The organism is Dyella sp. ASV21 (assembly GCF_016428975.1).
GTDB lineage: Bacteria > Pseudomonadota > Gammaproteobacteria > Xanthomonadales > Rhodanobacteraceae > Dyella.
This window is the reverse complement of sequence record NZ_JAELTT010000006.1, coordinates 80052-99697: the sequence shown is the minus strand read 5'-3', so window position 1 is coordinate 99697 and position 19646 is coordinate 80052. Positions and strand designations below refer to the sequence as shown.

Here is a 19646-nt window from a genome sequence, read left to right as displayed (position 1 = left end):
ATCCTTGGGTTACGCCTTTCGGGCGACCTGGTCACCGGTCTTGCCATAGCGGCGTTCGCGGCGAGCGTAGTCTTCGATGGCCAGCTTCAGGCAAGCCTGGTCGAAATCCGGCCAGAGGGTGTCGGTGAAATACAGCTCAGCGTACGCCAATTGCCACAGCAGGAAATTGCTGACGCGACATTCGCCGCCGGTGCGGATGAACAAGTCCAGCGGTGGCAGGTCGGCCAGGCACATCCAGTGGCCAAGCAGGTGCTCGTCGATCTCGTCCGCGCGCAGTTCACCTCGTGCGACTGATTCGGCAGCCTTGCGTGCCGCTTGCACGATGTCCCAGCGGCCGCCGTAGTTCACGGCGATATTGAGGTGCAGGGCGTCGTTGCCGGCGGTGCGTGTCATGGCGCCAGTCATGCGCTGGCGCAGGGCGCCGTCAAAAGCGCTGAGGTCACCGACGAAGCGGATGCGCACGCCGTTGTCGTGCAACTCGTCCACTTCTTTGTCCAGGGCGCGCACGAACAATTCCATCAACGCGCCGACTTCGTCCTGCGGGCGCTGCCAGTTCTCGCTCGAAAACGCGAACAAGGTAAGTACCTTGACGTCTTGGCGCAGGCAGCCCTCCACTACATCGCGCACGGCTTTGCGTCCGGCGTTATGGCCGAACGTGCGTGGTCGATGACGGAGTTTCGCCCAGCGGCCGTTGCCATCCATCACGATGGCGACGTGGCGCGGAACCCGCGCGGAATCGGCGCTGGTCATGGGAAGGGTGATGACGCTTACAGCGCCATCAACTCCTCTTCCTTGTTCTTGACGACGCTATCGACATCCTTCACGAAGCGATCGGTGAGCTTCTGGATTTCGTCTTCCGCGCGGCGCTCGTCATCTTCGGTGATGAGCTTTTCCTTGAGCAGGTCCTTGACTTGCTGCATGGCGTCGCGACGCACGTTGCGGATGGCGATCTTGGCTTCCTCGCCTTCATGCGCCACGTGCTTGGCCAGCTCGCGGCGACGCTCTTCGGTGAGCGGCGGCATGTTGAGGCGGATGGTCATGCCGGCGGTGTTCGGCGTAATGCCGATATCCGAAGCCATGATGGCCTTTTCGATTGGCCCGACCAGGGTCTTTTCGAACGGGGTAATGATGATGGAGCGCGAATCGCCCAGGGCGACCGTGGCCACCTGGTTCAGCGGCATGTCCGAACCGTAGTACGGCACCTTGATGCCATCGACCAGGGCGGTGCTTGCGCGACCGGTGCGCAGGCGCGTCAGGCTGTGCCTGAGCGAGTCGATGCTCTTGCCCATGCGGGTCTGGGCATCGCTCTTGATGTCGTTAAGCATGGGAAACACCCCTCAAACCGTGCAAGCCCACGAGTATAGCAGGGGGCTGCGGGGCGTTGGGCTGGCGACCTCCACTTCCGCAGGCCCGTGCAGCCATGGCCTGCGCAAGGCGACGCCAGTGTTCACCCTGACCCTCTCCCGGATGGGGAGAAGGCCGGGTGGTTTGTAGCTCAGTTCTCGGACACGAGGGTGCCGATGTCCTCGCCACGCATGATGCGCATGAGGTTGCCGGGTACGGTCATGTCGTAGATGCGCAGCGGCATGCCGTGATCGCGGCACAGTGCAATGGCGGCGGTATCCATCACCGCCAGCTTGCGCTCGATCACCTGATCGTAGGTGAGCTTGTCGTAGCGGGTGGCATCGGCGTGGCGGGCCGGGTCCGCCGTATAGACGCCGTCCACCTTGGTGGCCTTGAGCAGCAGGTCCGCACCCACTTCCACGGCGCGCAGCGCGGCCGCCGAGTCGGTGGTAAAGAACGGATTGCCGGTGCCCGCCGCGAACAGTGCGATGCGGCCCTTTTCGATGTGGCGGATGGCGCGGCGGCGGATGAAGTCCTCGGCCACGTCGTGTATTTGAATGGCGCTCATCACGCGGGCGTAGCCGCCACGACGTTCGATGGCGTCCTGCATGGCAAGTGCGTTCATCACGGTCGCCAGCATGCCCATATGGTCGCCGGTGACGCGATCCATGCCGGCTGCGGCCAGGCCCGCACCGCGGAAGATATTGCCGCCGCCGATGACGACGCCGATCTGTACGCCGGCTTTCTGTACTTCGATGATTTCGTCGGCCAGGCGGCCGATGACCTTGGGGTCGATGCCGTAATCGGCTTCGCCCATCAGGGCTTCGCCGGAGAGTTTGAGCAGGATGCGGCGGTAATTAAGCGGTGCGCTCATGGGGTCTCCGGATTGTGTGGGGCAAAACGTGCGTATTGTAACGACAGCGACGCGAGCGGGTAAGACTGCTGTGCTGCCGTGGAGGGGGAGAAAACCCAGGCCAGTCGCGGCGTTGGCGCCGGGGTGGGGAGCGAGCGGCAGGCCGCCTCGCAGGGGCGCGATGGATGGCAAGGGCTTTCATAAAACAAAGAAGCCGCGGTTTCCCGCGGCTTCTTCGCGTTGACCCGGTAAAGCGGGGTCTTAGACCTGCATCGCCTTGGCGACTTCGGCCAGGTAGTCTTCCTGCACCTTCTCGATGCCTTCGCCTACCACCAGGCGGGCCACGGCCACGACGTCGGCGCCTTCCTTCTTCAGGGCATCGCCTACGGTGACGTTGGTGTCCAGCACGTAGGGCTGGCCAACCAGGGTCACTTCCGAAACGATCTTGTTGATCTTGCCGGAGATGATCTTTTCCAGGATGTCGGCCGGCTTGGCCTTGTCCTTCTCGGTCATCTGGCTCAGCGCGATTTCCTTTTCCTTCGCGATGAACTCGGCCGGCACATCTTCCGGCTTGACGTGCGGCGGGTTCATGGCCGCCACGTGCATGGCGATGCCCTTGGCCAGCTCTTCCGAGCCGCCCTTGAGCGCCACGATCACGCCGATCTTGCCGCCGTGCGAGTAGGTGGCCAGCGGGCCATCGTTCGCGATGTGTGCAACGCGGCGCACTTCGATCTTCTCGCCGATGGTGGCGGTCTGGGCCTTGGCGGCGGACTCGACGTTGTCGGCGCCCGGGAAGGCGGCAGCCTTGGCGGCGTCGATGTCGGTAGCGCCGGAGGCCAGCACGGCCTGGGCCACTTCATTGGTGAATTCGACGAAGTTCGGCGCCTTGGCAACGAAGTCGGTCTCGCTGTTCACTTCGACCAGCACGGCCTTGCCGTTGGCCTGGGCGGTAGCGATGCGGCCTTCGGCGGCCACGCGGTCAGCCTTCTTGTCGGCCTTGGCCAGGCCGGTCTTGCGCAGGTACTCGATCGCGGCGTCGATGTCGCCGTTGTTCTCGACCAGCGCCTTTTTGCAATCCATCATGCCGGCGCCGGAGCGCTCGCGCAGTTCGCTAACCAGTTTTGCAGAAATGGCAGTCATCTGGGTTCCTCAAGAGCTTTGATGCGCCCCGGCCCGAAGGCCGGGGCAGGGATGGCTTACTCGCCTTCCGCCTCGTCGGTGCGGCCGCGGCCACGGCCGCCGCGCGGTGCACCGGCACCCTTCTTGGCCGGGCCGCGGTTGTTGCGGTCGTCACGGCGCGGGGCAGCCTTGCGCTCTTCCTTGGCAACCGGGTTGCCCTCTTCGTCCAGTTCGACGAACTCGTTGGCGTCGCCCTGGGCGGCGGCCGGAGCGGCAGCCTTGCCTTCGAGGATGGAGTCAGCGGCAGCGCGGGCGTACAGCTGGATGGCGCGGATGGCGTCGTCGTTACCCGGGATGGCGTAGTCGACCAGTTCCGGGTTGTAGTTGGTGTCGACCACGGCGATGACCGGGATGCCAAGCTTCTTGGCTTCCTGCACGGCGATGTCTTCGTGGCCGATATCGATGATGAACAGGGCGTCGGGCAGACGGTTCATGTCCTTGATGCCGCCCAGCGAATTCTGGAGCTTGTCGCGCTCGCGACGACGGGCCAGCACTTCGTGCTTGACCAGGCGGTCGAAGCTGCCGTCGGTCTCGGCGGCTTCCAGTTCCTTCAGGCGAGCCACGGACTGCTTGACGGTACGGAAGTTGGTCAGCATGCCACCCAGCCAGCGGGCGGTGACATACGGCATGCCGGCGCGTGCGGCTTCCTCGGCCAGCGGCTCACGGGCGGAGCGCTTGGTGCCGACGAACAGCACGGTGCCACGCTTCTGCGCGATCGCCGACAGGAAGTTCATCGCGTCGGTGAACAGCGGCAGCGTCTTTTCGAGGTTGATGATGTGAATCTTCCCGCGCGCACCGAAAATGTACGGGGCCATCTTCGGGTTCCAGTAACGGGTCTGGTGACCGAAATGAACGCCGGCTTCGAGCATCTGGCGCATGGTGACTTGAGCCATGGTGTAACTCCAAATTGTAGGGCTGTCCCGATAGTTGAGGGATCGTGCCCAGGGGTTGGGACCTCCACGCATCCCCGGCTTCGACCAAGGCCGCCTTATGATGTGGAAGGCAGGCCGAGGCACCCCGAAGACGGTGCCGATGCGTGTGTGGCGTTTGGTTGTCCAATCAAGGACTTGGGAGCTTGTGCCGCAACGCGGTTACAATCTCCCTTCGCTTTGCGACGACCGGATGGGCCCATGCGAAATGGGTATGTCGGGTCAGCAAAACTTCGAAATTGTAGCCGGTACGCCGGCGGCGCGGCAAGTTGCTGGATTTCTGGGCAATTGCCGCCATGTGAGTGGAACTATGGCAGTCACCCTTAAAACCCCCCAAGACATCCAGGCCATGCGCGAGGCCGGCAAGCTGGCCGCCGAAGTGCTCGCCATGCTCAAGGAGCACGTCAAGCCTGGTGTCACCACGGAAGACCTGGATCGCCTGGCCTACGAGCACATCACCAAGGTGCAGAAGGCCATTCCGGCCAACGTGGGCTACAACGGCTTCCCCAAGACGCTGTGTACGTCGGTCAATCACGTGATCTGTCACGGCATTCCGACCCCGGGCAAGGTGCTCAAGGACGGCGACATCATCAATCTCGATGTCACCGTCATCCGGGATGGCTGGCATGGCGATACCAGCCGCATGTATTTCGTCGGTACGCCCTCGGTGCTGGCCAAGCGCTTGGTGGACACCACCTTCGAGGCCATGATGCGCGGCATCGAGGCGGTGCGCCCCGGTGCCACCTTGGGCGACGTCGGTGCGGCTATCCAGAAGCATGCCGAGGCGGCCGGCTTCTCGGTGGTGCGCGAGTACTGCGGTCATGGCATCGGCAAGGTCTATCACGACGAGCCGCAGGTGCTGCATTACGGCCGTGCGGGCACGGGTCTGGAGTTGAAGAAGGGCATGACCTTCACGGTCGAGCCGATGGTCAACGCCGGCAAGCCGCAAACCAAGCAGTTACCGGACGGCTGGACCGTGGTTACCAAGGATCACTCGCTTTCGGCGCAGTGGGAGCACACCATTGCCGTGACCGACGACGGTTTCGAGATCCTCACGCCCTGGCCCGACCTGTAAGCCCGCAATAAGTTTCGCCTTCACCCGGTCTAGACACCCCGGTCGCAAGTACGTGCGACGATCGCGCTTCGGGGTGAGGTAACTGACCAATGGAGGGTAGGGAAGTGCGCAAACTTTTGAGCGTGTTTGCTGTAGGTGCGTTCATGGTCGCCGGACTGGCCTTGAGCATGCTGCCGACGTCAGCCCAGGCTTTGCCAGGGAACGGCGTGTCGCTTTACTGTGGCGGCAGCGATATCTGCGAAGTGACGGTGTCCGCCTCCGGCGCGCCTGCACCACTGCATTACGCCTGGTCGTTCAACAGCAATGGTACGGATGCCATCTATCCAGCCAACTGTACGGACCAGGACACCTGCATGTTCTATTGCCCCAAGAAGCAGGGGCGCATCCAGGCCAGCGTGACGGTAACGGACGCCAATTATCAGTTCATCGGCTCCGCTTCCTCTATGGCGATGTGCACGTCGCAGCCGCTGTAAACCCAGCATTGGAGGCTCGCCGATCCTCGGCGGGCCTTCATCGCCACAGGTCGGGCCGCTGCCTTTTCGTACACCGCGCTTGCTATCGTTGACGCCTGCTTGAGCCCGATGGCGCCGCGCCCCGTGACCGACTCTCCCTCGCCGATCCGCCTTCCGCCCTTGCCGCGCCTGCCGCTTGCGGTGCCGCGTTCGGGCGTGTCGACCGAAGCGCGTTACGCCTTGCGCCAATTGCTGGGTGACGTGGATCGCGCCTTGGCTACCGCCTTTCGCGACGGTGCCGATGCCAGCGCGCTCGCGCAGCGTCGCGGCGATTCGGTGCAGCGCATCGTGGTGCACGTGTGGACGGCCTGCCTGGGAGATGTCGTGGACGCGGCGCTGTTCGCCGTCGGTGGCTTTGGACGCGGCTTGCTGTTTCCTTGTTCCGACGTGGATCTGCTCGCGCTGGTCGGGCCTTCCGATCCGGCGCGGCTGCGTGCGCTCGAACAGTTCTTCGCCACGCTCTGGGACATCGGTCTCAAGGTGGGGCATGCGGTGCGCGATCTCGCGCAATGTCGCGCCCTGGCCAAGCAGGATGCCAGCGTGTTCACCAGCCTGCTCGACGCGCGCCGGCTCGCTGGCGACCCCGCGATGGAAGAGGGGCTCAACGCCATCATCCGCGACCCGGCGTTGTGGCCGCCGGCTGCCTACCTCGCGATACGTCTGGCCGAGCGCGATGCGCGCCACGCCCGCTACAACGACACCGCCTACAATCTCGAGCCCAATCTGAAGGATGGTCCAGGCGGCCTGCGCACACTCGATTCGCTGCGCTGGCTGGGGCGTCGAGTGGCGCATGCGGACGACTTCGACGACATGGTGGCGGAAGGCTTGCTCGATCCGGCCGAGAAGGACCAGCTCGAGCAGGCCGAGGCTACGTTGCGTCGTTATCGTTATGCGCTGCACCTGGAGGCCGGGCGCGCCGAAGAACGCCTGTTGTTCGACTACCAGCGTGCACTGGCCGCACGCCTGGGATTCCAGGACGAACACGAGAAGAACCTGGGCGTCGAGCAGTTCATGCAGGGCTATTACCGCGCGGCCAGCCAGGTAGAGCGGCTGGGCGTGCAGATCGCCGAGCGCTTCGAGGAAATGCTGGAGCCACCGGCAGAGCCGCAGGCGGTGGGCGATGATTTCGTCCGCTACGGCAAGCGGCTGGCGGTGCGCGACCCGGAGTTGTTCATGCGTCGCCCTGCCGCCTTGGTGGAAGCCTTTATCGTGCGGCTGGGAGAGCCGGGCATTGTGGGCTTCACTGCCGATACCATGCGCCGCATCCATCAGGCGACGGCAGCGCTGGAACGCAGCCTCGCCGACGATCCGGCGGTGCTGGCGGCTTTTCTGCGCCTGTTGAAGCTGGGCGCGCCGGCCGTGGAAGCATTGTGGCGCATGAATCGGCACGGCCTGCTGGCGGCCATCCTGCCGGCCTTCGGGGCAGTGTTTGGACGCATGCAGTACGACCTTTTCCACGTGTACACCGTGGATGAACACACCTTGCGCGTGCTACGCAACGTGGCCCGCTTCGCCGATACCTCGGCGCGGACGGAGTTTCCGATCGCCTGCGAAATCTGGCCGATGCTGCCCAAGCCGGAGCTCCTGCTGCTGGCCGCGTTGTTCCACGACATCGCCAAGGGGCGCGGCGGCGATCATTCGGTGCTGGGCGAGGAGGAGGCGCTCGCTTTCGGCCGCCGCCTGGGCCTGCCGGAGGAAGATATCCAGCTGATCGCCTGGCTGGTGCGCTGGCACTTGCTGATGAGCACCACCGCGCAGCGCCAGGACATTACCGACCCGGACGTGGTGCAACGTTTCGCCGAGACGGTGGATAACCCCGAGCGCCTGGATTATCTATACCTGCTCACCATCGCGGACATCATCGGCACCAGTCCCAAGCTGTGGAATGGCTGGAAGGATCGCCTGCTGGCGGATCTCTATACGGCCACGCGCTACGCCTTGCGCAGCGAGGATGAGTTGCCCGCCGATGCCGCCGCGCGTGTGCGCGCCTGTCGCGAACAGGCGTTGTCGTTACTGGAGCCCGAGGGCTTCTCTGCCGATGCCAGCGCGCGCGTCTGGCGCGGCTTTCCTGAGCAGAGTTTCCTGCGTCATCGCCCGGAGCAGATTGCCTGGCAGACCTCGGCCATTCTGCGTGCGCATGGGGCCACGCCGCTGGTGGCCGTGCACCCGCAGTCGGTGCGTGGCACCACCGAGCTTTTCGTTTATGTGCCCGATCGCGACGGTTTGTTTGCCGCGGTGGCGATCATGCTCGATCGACTGCATTTTTCGGTGATGGAAGCGCGCATCCTCAGCTCACCCACCGGCATGGCGTTGGACACGTTCCTGCTGCTGGAAACGGACTCGCAGCAACCCGCATCGGCCGAGCGCGCGGAAGAACTCAAACAGCGCCTGCATCGCGCCTTGGCGCAGCCGGGGCATCTGCATCAGCCTTCGCGCCGAAGCATGTCGCGGCACCTCAAGCACTTCCAGGCGGCACCCAAGATCTCCTTCAGCACGGTGGCGGGGCGTACACGTCTTGCGCTGGTGTGCAGTGATCGTCCGGGCCTGCTGGCCGCCGTGGCGCAAGCACTGTTTCAGGCTGGCGTGCGTGTGCACGATGCGCGCATCGCGACCTTCGGCGAACGCGTGGAAGACTTTTTCCTGGTTACCGATCGTCACGATGCGCCGTTGAGCATCGAGTTGCAGGATCGCCTGCTGCACGCCTTGCTCGACACGCTGGGCACCGGCAGGCGCGCCTGAGATCAAGTAGGCACGTCCGATGCCGACAACCTGCGCAGGCCGATGAGTAAGCTGCCGCTATGCGCGGTGCTTGGCAGTTCCGCTGCCATCGTTTCTCATACCCCACCCGCGACCGTGGCGACCTGCATCGCCAAGCGCGGCCATTGCGTCGTTTCAAAGGAATCATTCGCTGTATGAAGACCTGCAAGCTTTCGCTCGCCCTGTTGGCGGGCCTTCTCTCCTGTGTTCCCGCTTACGCCACGTCGGTCACTGCCGGTGGTGGTGATGGCTCGGTAGGCATCGACTTTGGCGTGCCGCTGTCCAGCGGTTTGCGTGCCGACCTGGGTTACCTCAAGACCGAGGATCGTCGCGGCGATGCCAATATCTACTCCGCCGCGTTGATGATCGTGCCTGCCTCGCGTGACATCCACTGGGAAGTGGGCGCGCGCTACCAGTACCAGGATGCCCGTTACGGCTCCGGTGGCGGCGTGGGCCTGGGCGGCTCTTTGGACATTCCCACCGGCATACGCTGGCTGTCGATCGGCGGCTACGGGTTCTATACGCCCTCGGGGCTGACCAACGGCGATATGGACCACGGCTACGACTACGGCGCGCAGTTGCGTGTGTGGATCAACTCGAGCTTCTCGCTGTACGGCGGTTATCGCCACATGCGCACCACCTTCGATTACGCCGGCAGCCGCGATCTGTACAAAGGCCCGATGTTCGGCATTCGCGTGGGGCTGTAACTTTCGCGTTCGAGGCGTCGGGGTTTTGGGACCTTGCCGTTTGTCTGCATTTGGCCCGGCTGGCGGCATTTGGCTCGCGAGCCGGGCCAAATCTTGTCAGAATCATGCGTCCTATCCGCCGCGCGGCGTGGCCATCGCCGCCGCGACCCACCGATTCCCAGGCAAGTGAACATCATGCAAAGCATCGAATCCCTGATCGAAGACGCCTTTGAGCGCCGCAATGAGCTGACCCAGGCTGAGATCGAGACGCATCTGCGTCCCGCCGTGTCGCAGGTCATCGAGCTGCTGGAGTCCGGTGAGCGCCGTGTGGCGGAGCCGGATGGCCAGGGCGGCTGGACGGTGAACCAGTGGATCAAGAAAGCGGTGCTGCTGTACTTCCGCATCAACAACAACCGCGTGGTCGATGGCGGCCCGGCGCTGGCTTTCGACAAGGTGCCGCTGCGCTTCGCCCACGGCAACGACGCCGAACTTCAGGGTCTGGGCGCACGCGTGGTGCCGGGTGCGTTGGTGCGCCGTGGTGCCCACGTGGCCAAGGACGCCGTGCTGATGCCCAGCTACGTGAACATCGGTGCCTACGTGGGCGCCGGCACCATGGTCGACACGTGGGCCACGGTGGGCTCGTGCGCGCAGATCGGCGCCAATGTGCATCTGTCCGGCGGCGTGGGTATCGGTGGTGTGCTGGAGCCGCTGCAGGCCAACCCCACCATCATTGAGGACAATTGCTTCATCGGCGCTCGCTCCGAAGTGGTGGAAGGCGTGATCGTGGAGAAGGGCAGTGTGATCGGCATGGGCGTGTTCCTCGGCCAGTCCACCCGCATCTACAACCGCGCCACCGGTGAAGTCAGCTACGGCCGCGTGCCCGCGGGCAGCGTGGTGGTGGCCGGCAGTCTGCCGTCCAAGGACGGTTCGCACAGTCTCTACGCGGCCATCATCGTCAAGCAGGTGGACGAGAAGACCCGCAGCAAGACCGGCATCAACGAACTGCTGCGGAGCGCCGAATGAGCGTAACCCTGTACGGCCTGACCACCTGCGATACCTGCCGTAAGGCGCGCAACTGGCTGGATCGCTTCGAGGTGCCTTACCGCTTTGTTGACTACCGCGCCAACCCGGTGCCCGCGACCACGCTCAAGGACTGGGCGCAGCAACTGGGCGGCTGGGAGAAGCTGGTCAACAAGTCGTCCACCACCTGGCGCAACCTGCTCCCTCAGCGCAAGAACCCCGGTTCCGATCCGGAGTGGACGCTGTTGCTGAAGGAGTATCCGGCACTGGTGCGTCGCCCGGTCGTGCTCCAGCCGGACGCATCGGTAAGCGTCGGCTTCACCGACAACGGTTTCAAGAAGCTATTCGGCAAGTGACATGAAGAAGCCCCGGTCGGCGCGGCACTATCGTCTGAACCTGCGTATAGAGCGCGACAACGCCGCGCTCTATGACAACCTCGCCCAGTTGACGGACGATGCGCGCCTCAGTCGCGCGTATCGACGCATTGCCGATGGCGAGCGCGCCAACGCCGCGTTCTGGGAAGAGCGCCTGCGTCAAATCGGTGCCCCGGTGCCGACGCCGCGTTCCGGCGTGCGTGTGCGCGTGCTCACCTGGTTTGCGCGGCAGTTCGGCACCGAGTTCGTGATGCCTACGGTGGTGCGACTCGAACATGCCGATCACCTGCCGACGCCGGTGGACCGCAGCGGCTATCGCGATCATTTCTTGGAAGAACAGCCACCCACCTCGCGCAGCGGCCGGCATCGCACGCAAAGCGGCAACACCCTGCGCGCCGCGGTATTGGGCGCCAACGATGGCCTGGTCTCCAACGGCAGCCTGGTGATGGGCATGGCCGGCGCCGCCTCCGGCGATCGCGCGATCCTGCTGGCCGGTTTTGCCGGATTGGTGGCCGGCGCGTGCTCGATGGCGCTGGGCGAGTGGTTGTCGGTGAACAGTTCGCGGGAGTTCTATCAGGCGCAGATTGCCGCCCGCGCCGAACGCCTGGCTGTGGCGCCGGAAGACGGTACACGCAGTCTGGCCGGCATCTATCGCGACAAGGGCATGGAAGCCAGCACGGCCGATGCGTTAGCCGAGCAGATTTCGGAGCGGCCGCGTACCGCGCTGGATACGCTGGTGCGTGAGGATCTGGGTATCGATCCGGAAGAACTGGGTGGCTCGGCCTACGGGGCCGCCGTGTCTTCGTTCTGCCTGTTCGCGCTGGGTGCATTGTTCCCGGTGGCGCCGTACCTGTTTCTCAAGGGGCATACCGCGCTGGTGGGCAGCATGCTTTCCACCGCGGCGGGCCTGGCATTGATCGGCATGGGTACCGCCTTGTTCACCGGTCGCAGCATGCTGTTCTCCATTGCGCGCCAACTCGCCATCACGGTGGCGGCGGCGGGCGTAACCTATCTGGTTGGTCATTTGCTGGGTACTACGCTGCTGGGTTGATGGTTGCTGGCGCGGCTGCCGCTCGCCGCTGCTTGTGCAAGGGAGTGAGCGGTTTTCGTGCTGAGGAATGCCATGTCCGCCGTTGTCGATCTCACCTGCGAACTGATTCGCCGTCGCTCCGTTACACCGGAGGACGAGGGCTGCCAGGCCTTGCTCGGCGAGCGATTGGCTGCCGCGGGTTTTCACGTGCAACACCTGCGCTTTGGTGAGGTGGACAACGTGTGGGCGACGCACGGCAGCGGTGGGCCCACGCTCATGTTCCTTGGCCATACCGATGTCGTGCCTACCGGTCCGGTAGAGCAGTGGGCGAGCGATCCGTTCGATCCAAGCCTGCGGGATGGACGGCTATACGGCCGTGGCGCGGCGGATATGAAGGGTTCCGTGGCGGCCATGGTGGTTGCCTTGGAGCAATTCGTGGCGGCGCATCCGGATCATCGCGGCCGCGTTGGCCTGTTGCTTACCAGCGACGAAGAAGGGCCGGCCAATCTGGATGGTGTGCGTCGCGTGGCCGAGCATTTTCGCCAGAGTGGCGAGCGGATCGATTGGTGCGTGGTAGGCGAGCCATCGTCCAGGGAGCGCCTGGGCGACCTGATTCGCGTGGGGCGTCGCGGCTCCCTCTCCGGTACCTTGGTCGTGCGCGGGGTGCAGGGGCATGTGGCTTACCCGGAAAAGGCGCTGAACCCGATTCATGCCTTTGCCCCGGCTTTGGCCGAGCTGACAGCGGAGCGTTGGGACGAGGGCAATCAGGATTTTCCGCCGACCTCCTTCCAGGTCTCCAATATCCATGCCGGCACCGGCGCCAATAACGTCATTCCGGGCACGCTGACCGCGTTGGTCAATTTCCGCTATAGCACGGCCAGCCGTGCCGAGACGCTGCGCGAGCGCACCGAGGCCATCCTTGGCAAACACGGGCTGGACTGGCACATCGACTGGTCGTTGAGTGGCGAGCCGTTTCTTACACCACCCGGCGGAGCCGTGCGCGATGCGGTGATTGCGGTATGTCGCGAGCTGTGCGGTATCGAACCCGAGCAGAGCACCGGCGGTGGTACGTCGGATGGCCGGTTCATCGCGCCGCTAGGTGTGGAAGTAGTGGAGCTAGGGCCGGTCAACGCCACCATCCACAAGGTGGATGAATGCGTCTCTGTCGCCGACCTGGAGACCTTGCCCACGCTGTACCGCGCCATCTGCGATCGCCTGCTTGGCTGAGCAGTCGGCGCGGAATCTAAAGCGCCGGCGATGCGACTGCGCGCCGGCCCAGGGCGGTCAGTGGCACGTGTCGATAGGTCTCCGCCACCAGCCACGCTCCACTGGCGATGCCGGCCGAGATGGCCAGTGCGGTCCAGGCAGTGCGATCGGTGGGTGCGGCGACGACGGCAGGAACCCATACCAGCACGGTGATCGTGCCCAGCATGGCGGCTTCCAGTAGTGCCGCCAGGCGCGGGTAAACGCCCAACAGCACGCCAGCGCAGGCGGCCAGACTGCCGGCGCCGGTAAGGTAGGCCCAGCCCAGGCGATAGGGCAGCCACGCCGGCACCAGCGCAAGCGTTTGCTCGCTGTAGAAGAAGTGGGACAAGCCGATCATCGGTAGCGATAGGGCAAACAATACCCTCGCGCCCTGTATGCCACGCTGCCCAGCGAACCCACCGCGATGCGTCCTGCCACTGCCGAAGGCCAGCAATGCCCAGGCGCCCGCGAGCATCACGGTGATCTCGCCCAGGCCCAGCCACGTGGCCTCCATGCGTGGCACCGCCACCACCGCCGGCATCTTGAGCAACACCGCCCAGATCAGCAGAAATACCAATAGCAGCCACCCGGCCTGCCGATGTGTGCCACGCCATAACAGGCCGAGGCCCCCTGCCAGTTCGATGGCAGCGAAGAGATAGGCGATCGGCTTTTCCCCCGGGAGATTCGCCACGGGCAGGTGTTGCCAGACCAGCGCGACATCGCCGTAGATAAAGCCCAGTACCCCCAGGGCGATCATCGCGCTGGCGAAGGCGATCTGTGCGGGAGGCGTGCGACGTGCATGTTCCATACCGGGGCTCCTGGCGAAGTGCGAGCGAGTCAGGTCATCACGGAAACAGCAGCGAACCACCGGATCGGCGCGCCCGGTGCGCGCACGATGCCGGCAAATGGGCGTAGGAACAAGTGCGCACGACATAGGGTGGGGCGCCGGTTTGCCCGGAAAGAGGCTACGTGGCACCCTCGACGGTCCAGGCCGCTGGACGTCCAGCGGTCCGTAATACCGGAGTCCCCACTCATGCCCCGTACCTTGCTCAGCATGGCCCTTGCGGCCGTCGTTTCCTCCAGCGCACTGGCGGCCCAGTCATCGCCGCAACAGGCCGGCCTGGCGCAGATTCGCGAAAACGACCTGCGCGCCGATATTGGTTTTCTCGCTTCCGATGCCCTGCAAGGGCGTCTTTCCCTGCAACCGGGTGATGACGCTGCCGTGCAGTGGATCGCCTCCGAGTTCGCCAAGGCCGGCCTGAAGCCCGCAGCCACGGACGCCCAGGGACAGCGCAGTTTCCTGCAGGCGGTGCCACTCATCGAATACCGGCCCGATACCAAAAACACCGGCCTTTCGCTCAACCGCCAAGGCAAGACGGTGAGCTGGAAGAGCCCGGACGTCTCCGGCAGCTTTCCCAGCGATGTCGATGTGAAGGCGCCGGTGGTATTCGCAGGCTATGGCATCACCGCCCCCGAGTTGGGTTATGACGACTACGCCAACCTCGACGTGAAGGGCAAGGTGGTCGTGGTGTTCGACCACGAGCCGCAGGAGAAGGATCCCCATTCCATTTTCAACGGCACCGGCAACACGCGCTACGCCACCAGCTATGTGAAGGTGCTCAATGCGCAGGAACATGGCGCGGTCGCGGTGCTGCTCGCTCCCGAGCCGTCGCACAACCATCCCTCAGCGCAGGAGGTGCGCACGCGCATCGGTCACCAGGCCGAGCACGCGGACAATCCCATTCCCGCCCAGGCGCTGGCCGACAATCCGCTGAAGATTCCCAGCATGATCATTTCGGGCGATGTTTCCAGTCAGTTGTTCGCCACCAGCGGCAATACGCCGGCGGCCTTGCAGAATGCCATCGACAAGGATCTCAGCAACCACTCGTTGACGCTGCCCGATACGTCGGTGGCGTTGCGTCTGCGCAACCTGTCGCATCGCGAGGCTACGACCTGGAACGTGGTCGGTCTGATCGAAGGTAGCGATCCTAAGCTGGCGCCGGAGACCATCATCATCAGCGGTCACCACGACCATGACGGCATGAGTGGCGAGAAGATCTGGCACGGCGCCGACGACAACGCGTCGGGTACCGTGGGTGTGGTGACGCTGGCGCGCGCGTTTGCCGCCAATCCGGTCAAGCCCAAACGCTCCATTCTGTTTGCCGTGTTCGCCGCCGAAGAGCGTGGCTTGTTGGGCGCGTATTACATGGCAGCGCATCCGTTGCGTCCACTGGATACCACGCGCGCCATGATCAATTTCGACATGATCGGCCGCGATGAAAAGCCCAGCCCACAAACCGATGGCTTGATCGATGTGCCGGCCGATACCAGCAATCGCCTCAACCTGATCGGCGCGGCCTACAGCCCGGATTACCAGCGCACCGTGGCCAAGGAAAACCAGCAGGTGGGACTGGTGCTGGACGATCGCTTCGACCACGAATACGCCTTGAACGTGTTCTTCCGCTCTGACCAGTTTCCGTTTGTGCTGCACAACGTGCCGGCGTTCTGGTGGTTCACCGGCTTCCATCCGGACTATCACCACCCCAGCGACACGGCAGAGAAGATCGACTATCCGAAGATGGCCAAGATTCTCAAGCTCGCCTACTTGAGCACATGGCAGTTCGCCAACGAAGCGAGCCCGCCGAAGTTTGTGCAGAACCCGCAAGGTCGCAAAGCGGACTAAGCCACACGTGTGGTGCGTGTTCCAACAGGGGCACGCGCCGCGCGTGACAAGGACGTGCCAGTGCCATCTATGCGTGGCCTGAACCGTTGGTCATTCCCGTATGGGCGGGAGGCGCTTCTCAACAACCGAAGTGCTGGCCATCCAGCGCCGTTGCCCTTGGTGAAGTCACTGGATGCGGCCCTTGTCGGTTGAATGGCGCTTCGCGGAAATGACATGCATGGACCTGATTGGGTCGCTCTGCCGCGGCCGCGCGGTTACTGTCCATTATTGGCAGTGCTCGCAAACTGGTTCGACCACTTGCTGGGGCAGACGCAGGGCGTGGCGATCGTCGATGCGGAGCAGGTGTTGAAGTAACCGCAGAAGGCTATGGTGGATGCTCCGTCGCATCGAGCCGTTGCGCCGTCGTTACGCCAAGCGCCCCGGGCTGAGATGGCATATCTGGTCGTGCGTTGCGCCCGGGGCGGGAGAGGTACGTCTCAAGGAAGGCGCCCACTCGCGCGCGATAGCTCGATGCATCGAAGTGGTATAGATCGACGTGGCGCGCGCCTTCGACAACCCATAGTTGCTTGGGTGGTGATGCCTGCCGATACATGTCCATGGATTCATTGATGGGCGTGTGCTGGTCTGCGCCTCCCACTATAAGTAGCTTGGGCGTGACGATGCTTGCGATGGGGACGATGGGGCGAAGCTGTGCGGGGTCGATGCCCGTTCGCCAGGCCATGGATTTCAGCAGCAACGGCGCCAACCATTTTCCGCCGCCCAAGTGCAGCTGAATGCGGTCTTGCACGGCGAGGTCGATGCTTGGATAGACCTGCTCAAGCACCAAGGCCTGCACGGGTAGCGCCGGCTTGGCGAGAAGGCTGGCTGCGCCGCCCATCGATGTACCGATAACGCCGATGCGTTCTTGTGGTACTCGTGCGTGCAGGTAATCCACCGCGGCACGGGCATCGCATGATTCGAGTTCGCCGAACGTGATGCGATCACCATCGCTTTCGCCGGAGGCTCGAAAGTCGATCAACAATACCGTGTAGCCAAGGCTGTGCAGCCAACGTGCACGGGGCAACATGGCTAGTCGATTGCTCCGTACGCCGTGCAGCAGCACGACGGCGCCGCGTCCCGGCTTGCCCGCCATGTACCAGCCCTTCAACGATATGTGGGCAGCGCTGGAGAGCGTAACGTTCTCCAGTGCGAGGTCGCCGGGCGGGTGAGCAATGGCGCGTCTGGGACGGACCAGCATGTCTTCGATAGTCCATGCTGAGACAGCGGCGAGCACGAGTACGATCAGCGTGCACCACGCGGTTCGTTGCCAGCGATGCGCACTCATGATTCGCCCCTACGGTCGTTCGACCTGTGTCTGGAGCGCGGGAGTTTAGAAACGAGTCACTACCCTGCTAGGGGCGAAACGCGGTCAGGTGGGTGATGGAACAAGGCGATTGGCTGGCACTTGCAGATACCCTGTCCGGTGGTGCGCGCGGCGTTGCGCACCGCCGGACAGCGCTCAATTTGCCTTCGGCAGCAACGTCAGCGTGTGCTGTTCCGGCCCCGGCAACAGCGGGGTGGGGCGGCCATTAACCCAGTCGTCCTGGCCGGCGCCGTGGTAGGGCGACAGCGGGTGGTCGCTTTGACCACCAGGCATGTGCAGGATGCTTTGTGCTTCGTGGCCGGGCATCACGTCCAGGCGTTCGGAGGCGCCAAAGCCGGGCGACACCACGCGTGGCATGTTGTGGTCGCCGGCAACCGGTTCGTCGGGCATATCCAGCAGCTTGCCAAGGAACGGCGGCAACGCGCGCGATAGCGGGCTGCGGATGTCGGTACGGTTGTATTCGCCCCAGTTGCGCGCGGCGAGGCCGCCGGGCTGCTTGCCCAGTTCGTCGACGACCTGATGTGCCGCCGCGGTGAGCAGGGCATTCCAGTTGTCGTACTTGGGGTCGAGCAGGTTGACTGGGCGATCGCGCAGCAGTGTCCAGACGGCGCCTTCGGCATCGACCAGTCCGGGCCAGCGGAAGTCGGGGTGCTTGGTTTGCACCTGCACCACGAACGGCGCGAGCACGTCTTCCTTTACGTTATCCCGGAACGCGCGCACCAGGCGATAGTCCACGCTTTCCGGCGCGGCGCGGCCGCTCCAGTTGGCAGTGAGCTGACGCAGTTGTTCCAGTTGGGGATCGTTGGTGCCTGCCAAGGTGTCCTGCAGCAGACGCTGCCAGCGGGTGAGCAGCACGGCGCGATTGTCCAGCTGTACGTCGAGCAGGTTACCCGGCGCAAAGCTGCTGCGGGCGCGCAGGTCGTCGCGTATCTGCTGCGCGCGTGCGCCCAGGTCGTGACCGCCGTTGCCGAGCAGCTCCAGATCGGCCCCGTCCACAGTGCGGTTGTTGGCCGTCCACAGGCGTCCATCCTCTGGGTCTTCCACGCGTGGTCGTTGCGCAGGGTCGGACCAGCCCACCCAGCCGGTATCGGGGGTGGACCAATCGGCAGGCAATTGCGGATCGAAACCCTTGCGCAACGGAACGCTGTTGCCGGTCACGGTCCAGCCTATATGGCCCGCGCTGTCGGCGGCGAGCAAGTTTTGCGGAGGCATGCCCATTTCGGGCGCCATGTCCAATGCATGGTGCGCGCTGTCCGCGTGTTCCAGTTGCATCACGCCGAGGTTGTAGCCGCGCGGGCGATTGCCGATCCATGCGAGCGCGAGGTCGGTGCCATCGGTGTCCTTGGCCATGATCGGGCCCCAGCGCGTGCTCTCCACTTTCATCGTGTGGCTGGGGGCATCTTTGATGCGGATCTCTTCGTCATGCGATTCGATGTTGGCCCAGCCTTCGGGCACCTTGTAACGGCTGGGGTTGTTCGGGTCGCGTTGTACGCGCACCCAGTCCAGCCAGTCGCCGTAGCTGTTGGTGAAGCCCCAGGCTACCTGACCGTTGGAGCCGACCACCAGCGCTGGCGTGCCGGGCAGGGTGAGGCCATTGGCGTCGCGCTGCCCGCCCGGGGCGGTGGGGTCGGGATAGCGCAGCCGCGCGCGGAACCAGATGTTGGGCACGCGCAGGGTCAGGTGCATGTCGTTGGCGACAATCGCCGAACCCGTTTCGGTGAGGCTGCCCGCCACGGCAAAGTTGTTGCTGCCAGGGCGCGCCGCATCCAACGCAGGCATCAGGGCAGCGGTGACGGTGCTGTTGTCGGCGTGTGTGGCGGGTTGCACCTGGCGCAGGTCGTAGATGTCGGCGCCGGGCACCACCGGCGGACGCGACAGGTCACCTTTCAGGGGCGCCTCCCAATCGGGGTCTGGCGACAGCAGGAAATCGGCCAGCGGACCGGGGAGCGCCGAGCGCAGTTCGGCGATGTGCAACTCGCGTTCGTTGCGCCCGTCGCCGTTGAGGTCCAGGTACATCGCCGCGATCACCAGAAAGGTATCTTCCGGACGCCACGCTTGCGGTTTGGCGTTGAGCAGCAGGTATTCCCACGGCTTCACGTGCAGGTCGCCAAGGCCGGCATTGACGCCGGCGGCATACAGGTCGAGCGAGTGTTTCTGCTCGGGTGTCAGCGCCATATAGGCGGCCTCGGCCACGCTGCGCAGACGATGCCGTCGGTGGTTGAGGTCGGTGTCCAGCGCCTTGGCGCCCACCAGTTCGGACAGTTCGCCGGCCGGCAGGCGGCGCATCAGGTCCATGGCGAAAAAGCGCTCCTGCGCATGCACGTAGCCCAGCGCGTAGCTGATGTCGTCACGGCTCTTGCCTTGCAAGGTCACCGTACCCAAGGCATCGCGCGTGATCGATACAGCGTCCTTGAGTCCTGCGGCGTGCACCTCGCCATCCAGCCGAGCGCGGCTGCCGGCCAGCAGAAACCAGCCCGTGGCGAGTAGTGCGAGCACAAGGATCAGGAGTGTGCCGAGGAGATAGCGAAGCCAGCGGAAACGTCGTGGTGATGTCATGGCGCGAGCAGCTCGAGAAGTGGAGGAACCAAGGCCGGCG

18 protein-coding genes are annotated in these 19646 nt (G+C 64.4%); 10 read left to right on the top strand and 8 right to left on the bottom strand.

Annotated elements, in window-relative coordinates; translation table 11 throughout:
• Nucleotides 1–9: 9 nt before the first annotated feature.
• The 5 genes from uppS to rpsB form a co-directional block, all read right to left on the bottom strand.
• Complete coding sequence (gene uppS / locus JHD67_RS03885; protein ID WP_199097500.1) at nt 10–750, bottom strand: polyprenyl diphosphate synthase; 741 nt, start codon at nt 748–750, stop codon at nt 10–12.
• A 17-nt stretch (nt 751–767) separates the two neighbouring features.
• On the bottom strand, nt 768–1325 hold the full coding sequence (frr, locus tag JHD67_RS03880) for a ribosome recycling factor (RefSeq protein ID WP_199097498.1): 558 nt from the start codon (nt 1323–1325) through the stop codon (nt 768–770).
• Between the two features lie 170 nt (nt 1326–1495).
• Nucleotides 1496–2218, bottom strand: a complete 723-nt coding sequence (gene pyrH, locus JHD67_RS03875) for a UMP kinase (protein ID WP_199097496.1) — start codon at nt 2216–2218, stop codon at nt 1496–1498.
• Nucleotides 2219–2458: 240 nt separating this feature from the next.
• A complete protein-coding gene (tsf, locus tag JHD67_RS03870; protein WP_199097494.1) occupies nt 2459–3337 on the bottom strand; it encodes a translation elongation factor Ts in 879 nt (292 codons plus the stop codon).
• Between the two features lie 56 nt (nt 3338–3393).
• Nucleotides 3394–4269 (bottom strand): 30S ribosomal protein S2, encoded by an 876-nt coding sequence (gene rpsB / locus JHD67_RS03865; RefSeq protein ID WP_199097492.1) that lies wholly within the window; start codon nt 4267–4269, stop codon nt 3394–3396.
• A 346-nt stretch (nt 4270–4615) separates the two neighbouring features.
• Here rpsB and map point away from each other — a divergent pair, with 346 nt between their 5' ends.
• The 8 genes from map to dapE all read left to right on the top strand — a co-directional run bounded on the left by map (nt 4616) and on the right by dapE (nt 12986).
• On the top strand, nt 4616–5380 hold the full coding sequence (gene map, locus JHD67_RS03860) for a type I methionyl aminopeptidase (protein WP_199097489.1): 765 nt from the start codon (nt 4616–4618) through the stop codon (nt 5378–5380).
• 104 nt (nt 5381–5484) lie between these two features.
• Entirely contained in the window at nt 5485–5853 is a 369-nt protein-coding gene (locus JHD67_RS03855; RefSeq protein ID WP_199097487.1) for a hypothetical protein, read from the top strand.
• A 123-nt stretch (nt 5854–5976) separates the two neighbouring features.
• The gene (gene glnD, locus JHD67_RS03850; protein WP_343214296.1) at nt 5977–8631 is read left to right on the top strand and encodes a [protein-PII] uridylyltransferase; all 2655 of its coding nucleotides are present in this window, start codon (nt 5977–5979) and stop codon (nt 8629–8631) included.
• 173 nt (nt 8632–8804) lie between these two features.
• Nucleotides 8805–9356, top strand: coding sequence for a YfaZ family outer membrane protein (locus JHD67_RS03845; protein ID WP_199097483.1), 552 nt, complete (start codon nt 8805–8807; stop codon nt 9354–9356).
• 174 nt (nt 9357–9530) lie between these two features.
• Nucleotides 9531–10358, top strand: a complete 828-nt coding sequence (dapD, locus tag JHD67_RS03840; protein WP_199097481.1) for a 2,3,4,5-tetrahydropyridine-2,6-dicarboxylate N-succinyltransferase — start codon at nt 9531–9533, stop codon at nt 10356–10358.
• Nucleotides 10355–10711, top strand: a complete 357-nt coding sequence (locus JHD67_RS03835; protein WP_199097479.1) for a Spx/MgsR family RNA polymerase-binding regulatory protein — start codon at nt 10355–10357, stop codon at nt 10709–10711. The genes dapD and JHD67_RS03835 overlap by 4 nt, the downstream gene beginning before the upstream one ends.
• Before the next feature lies 1 nt (nt 10712).
• Nucleotides 10713–11780, top strand: coding sequence for a VIT1/CCC1 transporter family protein (locus JHD67_RS03830; RefSeq protein WP_199097476.1), 1068 nt, complete (start codon nt 10713–10715; stop codon nt 11778–11780).
• A gap of 72 nt (nt 11781–11852) precedes the next feature.
• On the top strand, nt 11853–12986 hold the full coding sequence (gene dapE, locus JHD67_RS03825; protein WP_199097474.1) for a succinyl-diaminopimelate desuccinylase: 1134 nt from the start codon (nt 11853–11855) through the stop codon (nt 12984–12986).
• Nucleotides 12987–13002: 16 nt separating this feature from the next.
• Here dapE and JHD67_RS03820 read toward each other — a convergent pair whose 3' ends face one another.
• Nucleotides 13003–13812, bottom strand: a complete 810-nt coding sequence (locus JHD67_RS03820) for a hypothetical protein (RefSeq protein WP_199097472.1) — start codon at nt 13810–13812, stop codon at nt 13003–13005.
• 225 nt (nt 13813–14037) lie between these two features.
• Between JHD67_RS03820 and JHD67_RS03815 the strand changes: the two genes are divergently transcribed.
• Together JHD67_RS03815 and JHD67_RS03810 are read left to right on the top strand one after the other, a co-directional pair.
• Nucleotides 14038–15687 (top strand): M20/M25/M40 family metallo-hydrolase, encoded by a 1650-nt coding sequence (locus tag JHD67_RS03815; RefSeq protein WP_199097470.1) that lies wholly within the window; start codon nt 14038–14040, stop codon nt 15685–15687.
• 213 nt (nt 15688–15900) lie between these two features.
• Nucleotides 15901–16041 (top strand): hypothetical protein, encoded by a 141-nt coding sequence (locus tag JHD67_RS03810; protein ID WP_199097468.1) that lies wholly within the window; start codon nt 15901–15903, stop codon nt 16039–16041.
• A gap of 10 nt (nt 16042–16051) precedes the next feature.
• On the opposite strand, the gene JHD67_RS03805 is transcribed toward JHD67_RS03810, so the two are convergent.
• Together JHD67_RS03805 and JHD67_RS03800 are read right to left on the bottom strand one after the other, a co-directional pair.
• A complete protein-coding gene (locus tag JHD67_RS03805; protein ID WP_199097466.1) occupies nt 16052–17011 on the bottom strand; it encodes an alpha/beta fold hydrolase in 960 nt (319 codons plus the stop codon).
• 174 nt (nt 17012–17185) lie between these two features.
• Entirely contained in the window at nt 17186–19606 is a 2421-nt protein-coding gene (locus JHD67_RS03800; RefSeq protein WP_199097464.1) for a penicillin acylase family protein, read from the bottom strand.
• Nucleotides 19607–19646 lie beyond the last annotated feature (40 nt).

Bases quoted from the DNA above. Each gene is read 5' to 3' on its own strand.
- uppS (WP_199097500.1), bottom strand. From the start codon at position 750: ATGACCAGCGCCGATTCCGCGCGGGTTCCGCGCCACGTCGCCATCGTG.
- frr (WP_199097498.1), bottom strand. From the start codon at position 1,325: ATGCTTAACGACATCAAGAGCGATGCCCAGACCCGCATGGGCAAGAGC.
- pyrH (WP_199097496.1), bottom strand. From the start codon at position 2,218: ATGAGCGCACCGCTTAATTACCGCCGCATCCTGCTCAAACTCTCCGGC.
- tsf (WP_199097494.1), bottom strand. From the start codon at position 3,337: ATGACTGCCATTTCTGCAAAACTGGTTAGCGAACTGCGCGAGCGCTCC.
- rpsB (WP_199097492.1), bottom strand. From the start codon at position 4,269: ATGGCTCAAGTCACCATGCGCCAGATGCTCGAAGCCGGCGTTCATTTC.
- map (WP_199097489.1), top strand. From the start codon at position 4,616: ATGGCAGTCACCCTTAAAACCCCCCAAGACATCCAGGCCATGCGCGAG.
- JHD67_RS03845 (WP_199097483.1), top strand. From the start codon at position 8,805: ATGAAGACCTGCAAGCTTTCGCTCGCCCTGTTGGCGGGCCTTCTCTCC.
- dapD (WP_199097481.1), top strand. From the start codon at position 9,531: ATGCAAAGCATCGAATCCCTGATCGAAGACGCCTTTGAGCGCCGCAAT.
- JHD67_RS03835 (WP_199097479.1), top strand. From the start codon at position 10,355: ATGAGCGTAACCCTGTACGGCCTGACCACCTGCGATACCTGCCGTAAG.
- JHD67_RS03830 (WP_199097476.1), top strand. From the start codon at position 10,713: ATGAAGAAGCCCCGGTCGGCGCGGCACTATCGTCTGAACCTGCGTATA.
- dapE (WP_199097474.1), top strand. From the start codon at position 11,853: ATGTCCGCCGTTGTCGATCTCACCTGCGAACTGATTCGCCGTCGCTCC.
- JHD67_RS03820 (WP_199097472.1), bottom strand. From the start codon at position 13,812: ATGGAACATGCACGTCGCACGCCTCCCGCACAGATCGCCTTCGCCAGC.
- JHD67_RS03815 (WP_199097470.1), top strand. From the start codon at position 14,038: ATGCCCCGTACCTTGCTCAGCATGGCCCTTGCGGCCGTCGTTTCCTCC.
- JHD67_RS03810 (WP_199097468.1), top strand. From the start codon at position 15,901: ATGCATGGACCTGATTGGGTCGCTCTGCCGCGGCCGCGCGGTTACTGT.
- JHD67_RS03805 (WP_199097466.1), bottom strand. From the start codon at position 17,011: ATGAGTGCGCATCGCTGGCAACGAACCGCGTGGTGCACGCTGATCGTA.
- JHD67_RS03800 (WP_199097464.1), bottom strand. From the start codon at position 19,606: ATGACATCACCACGACGTTTCCGCTGGCTTCGCTATCTCCTCGGCACA.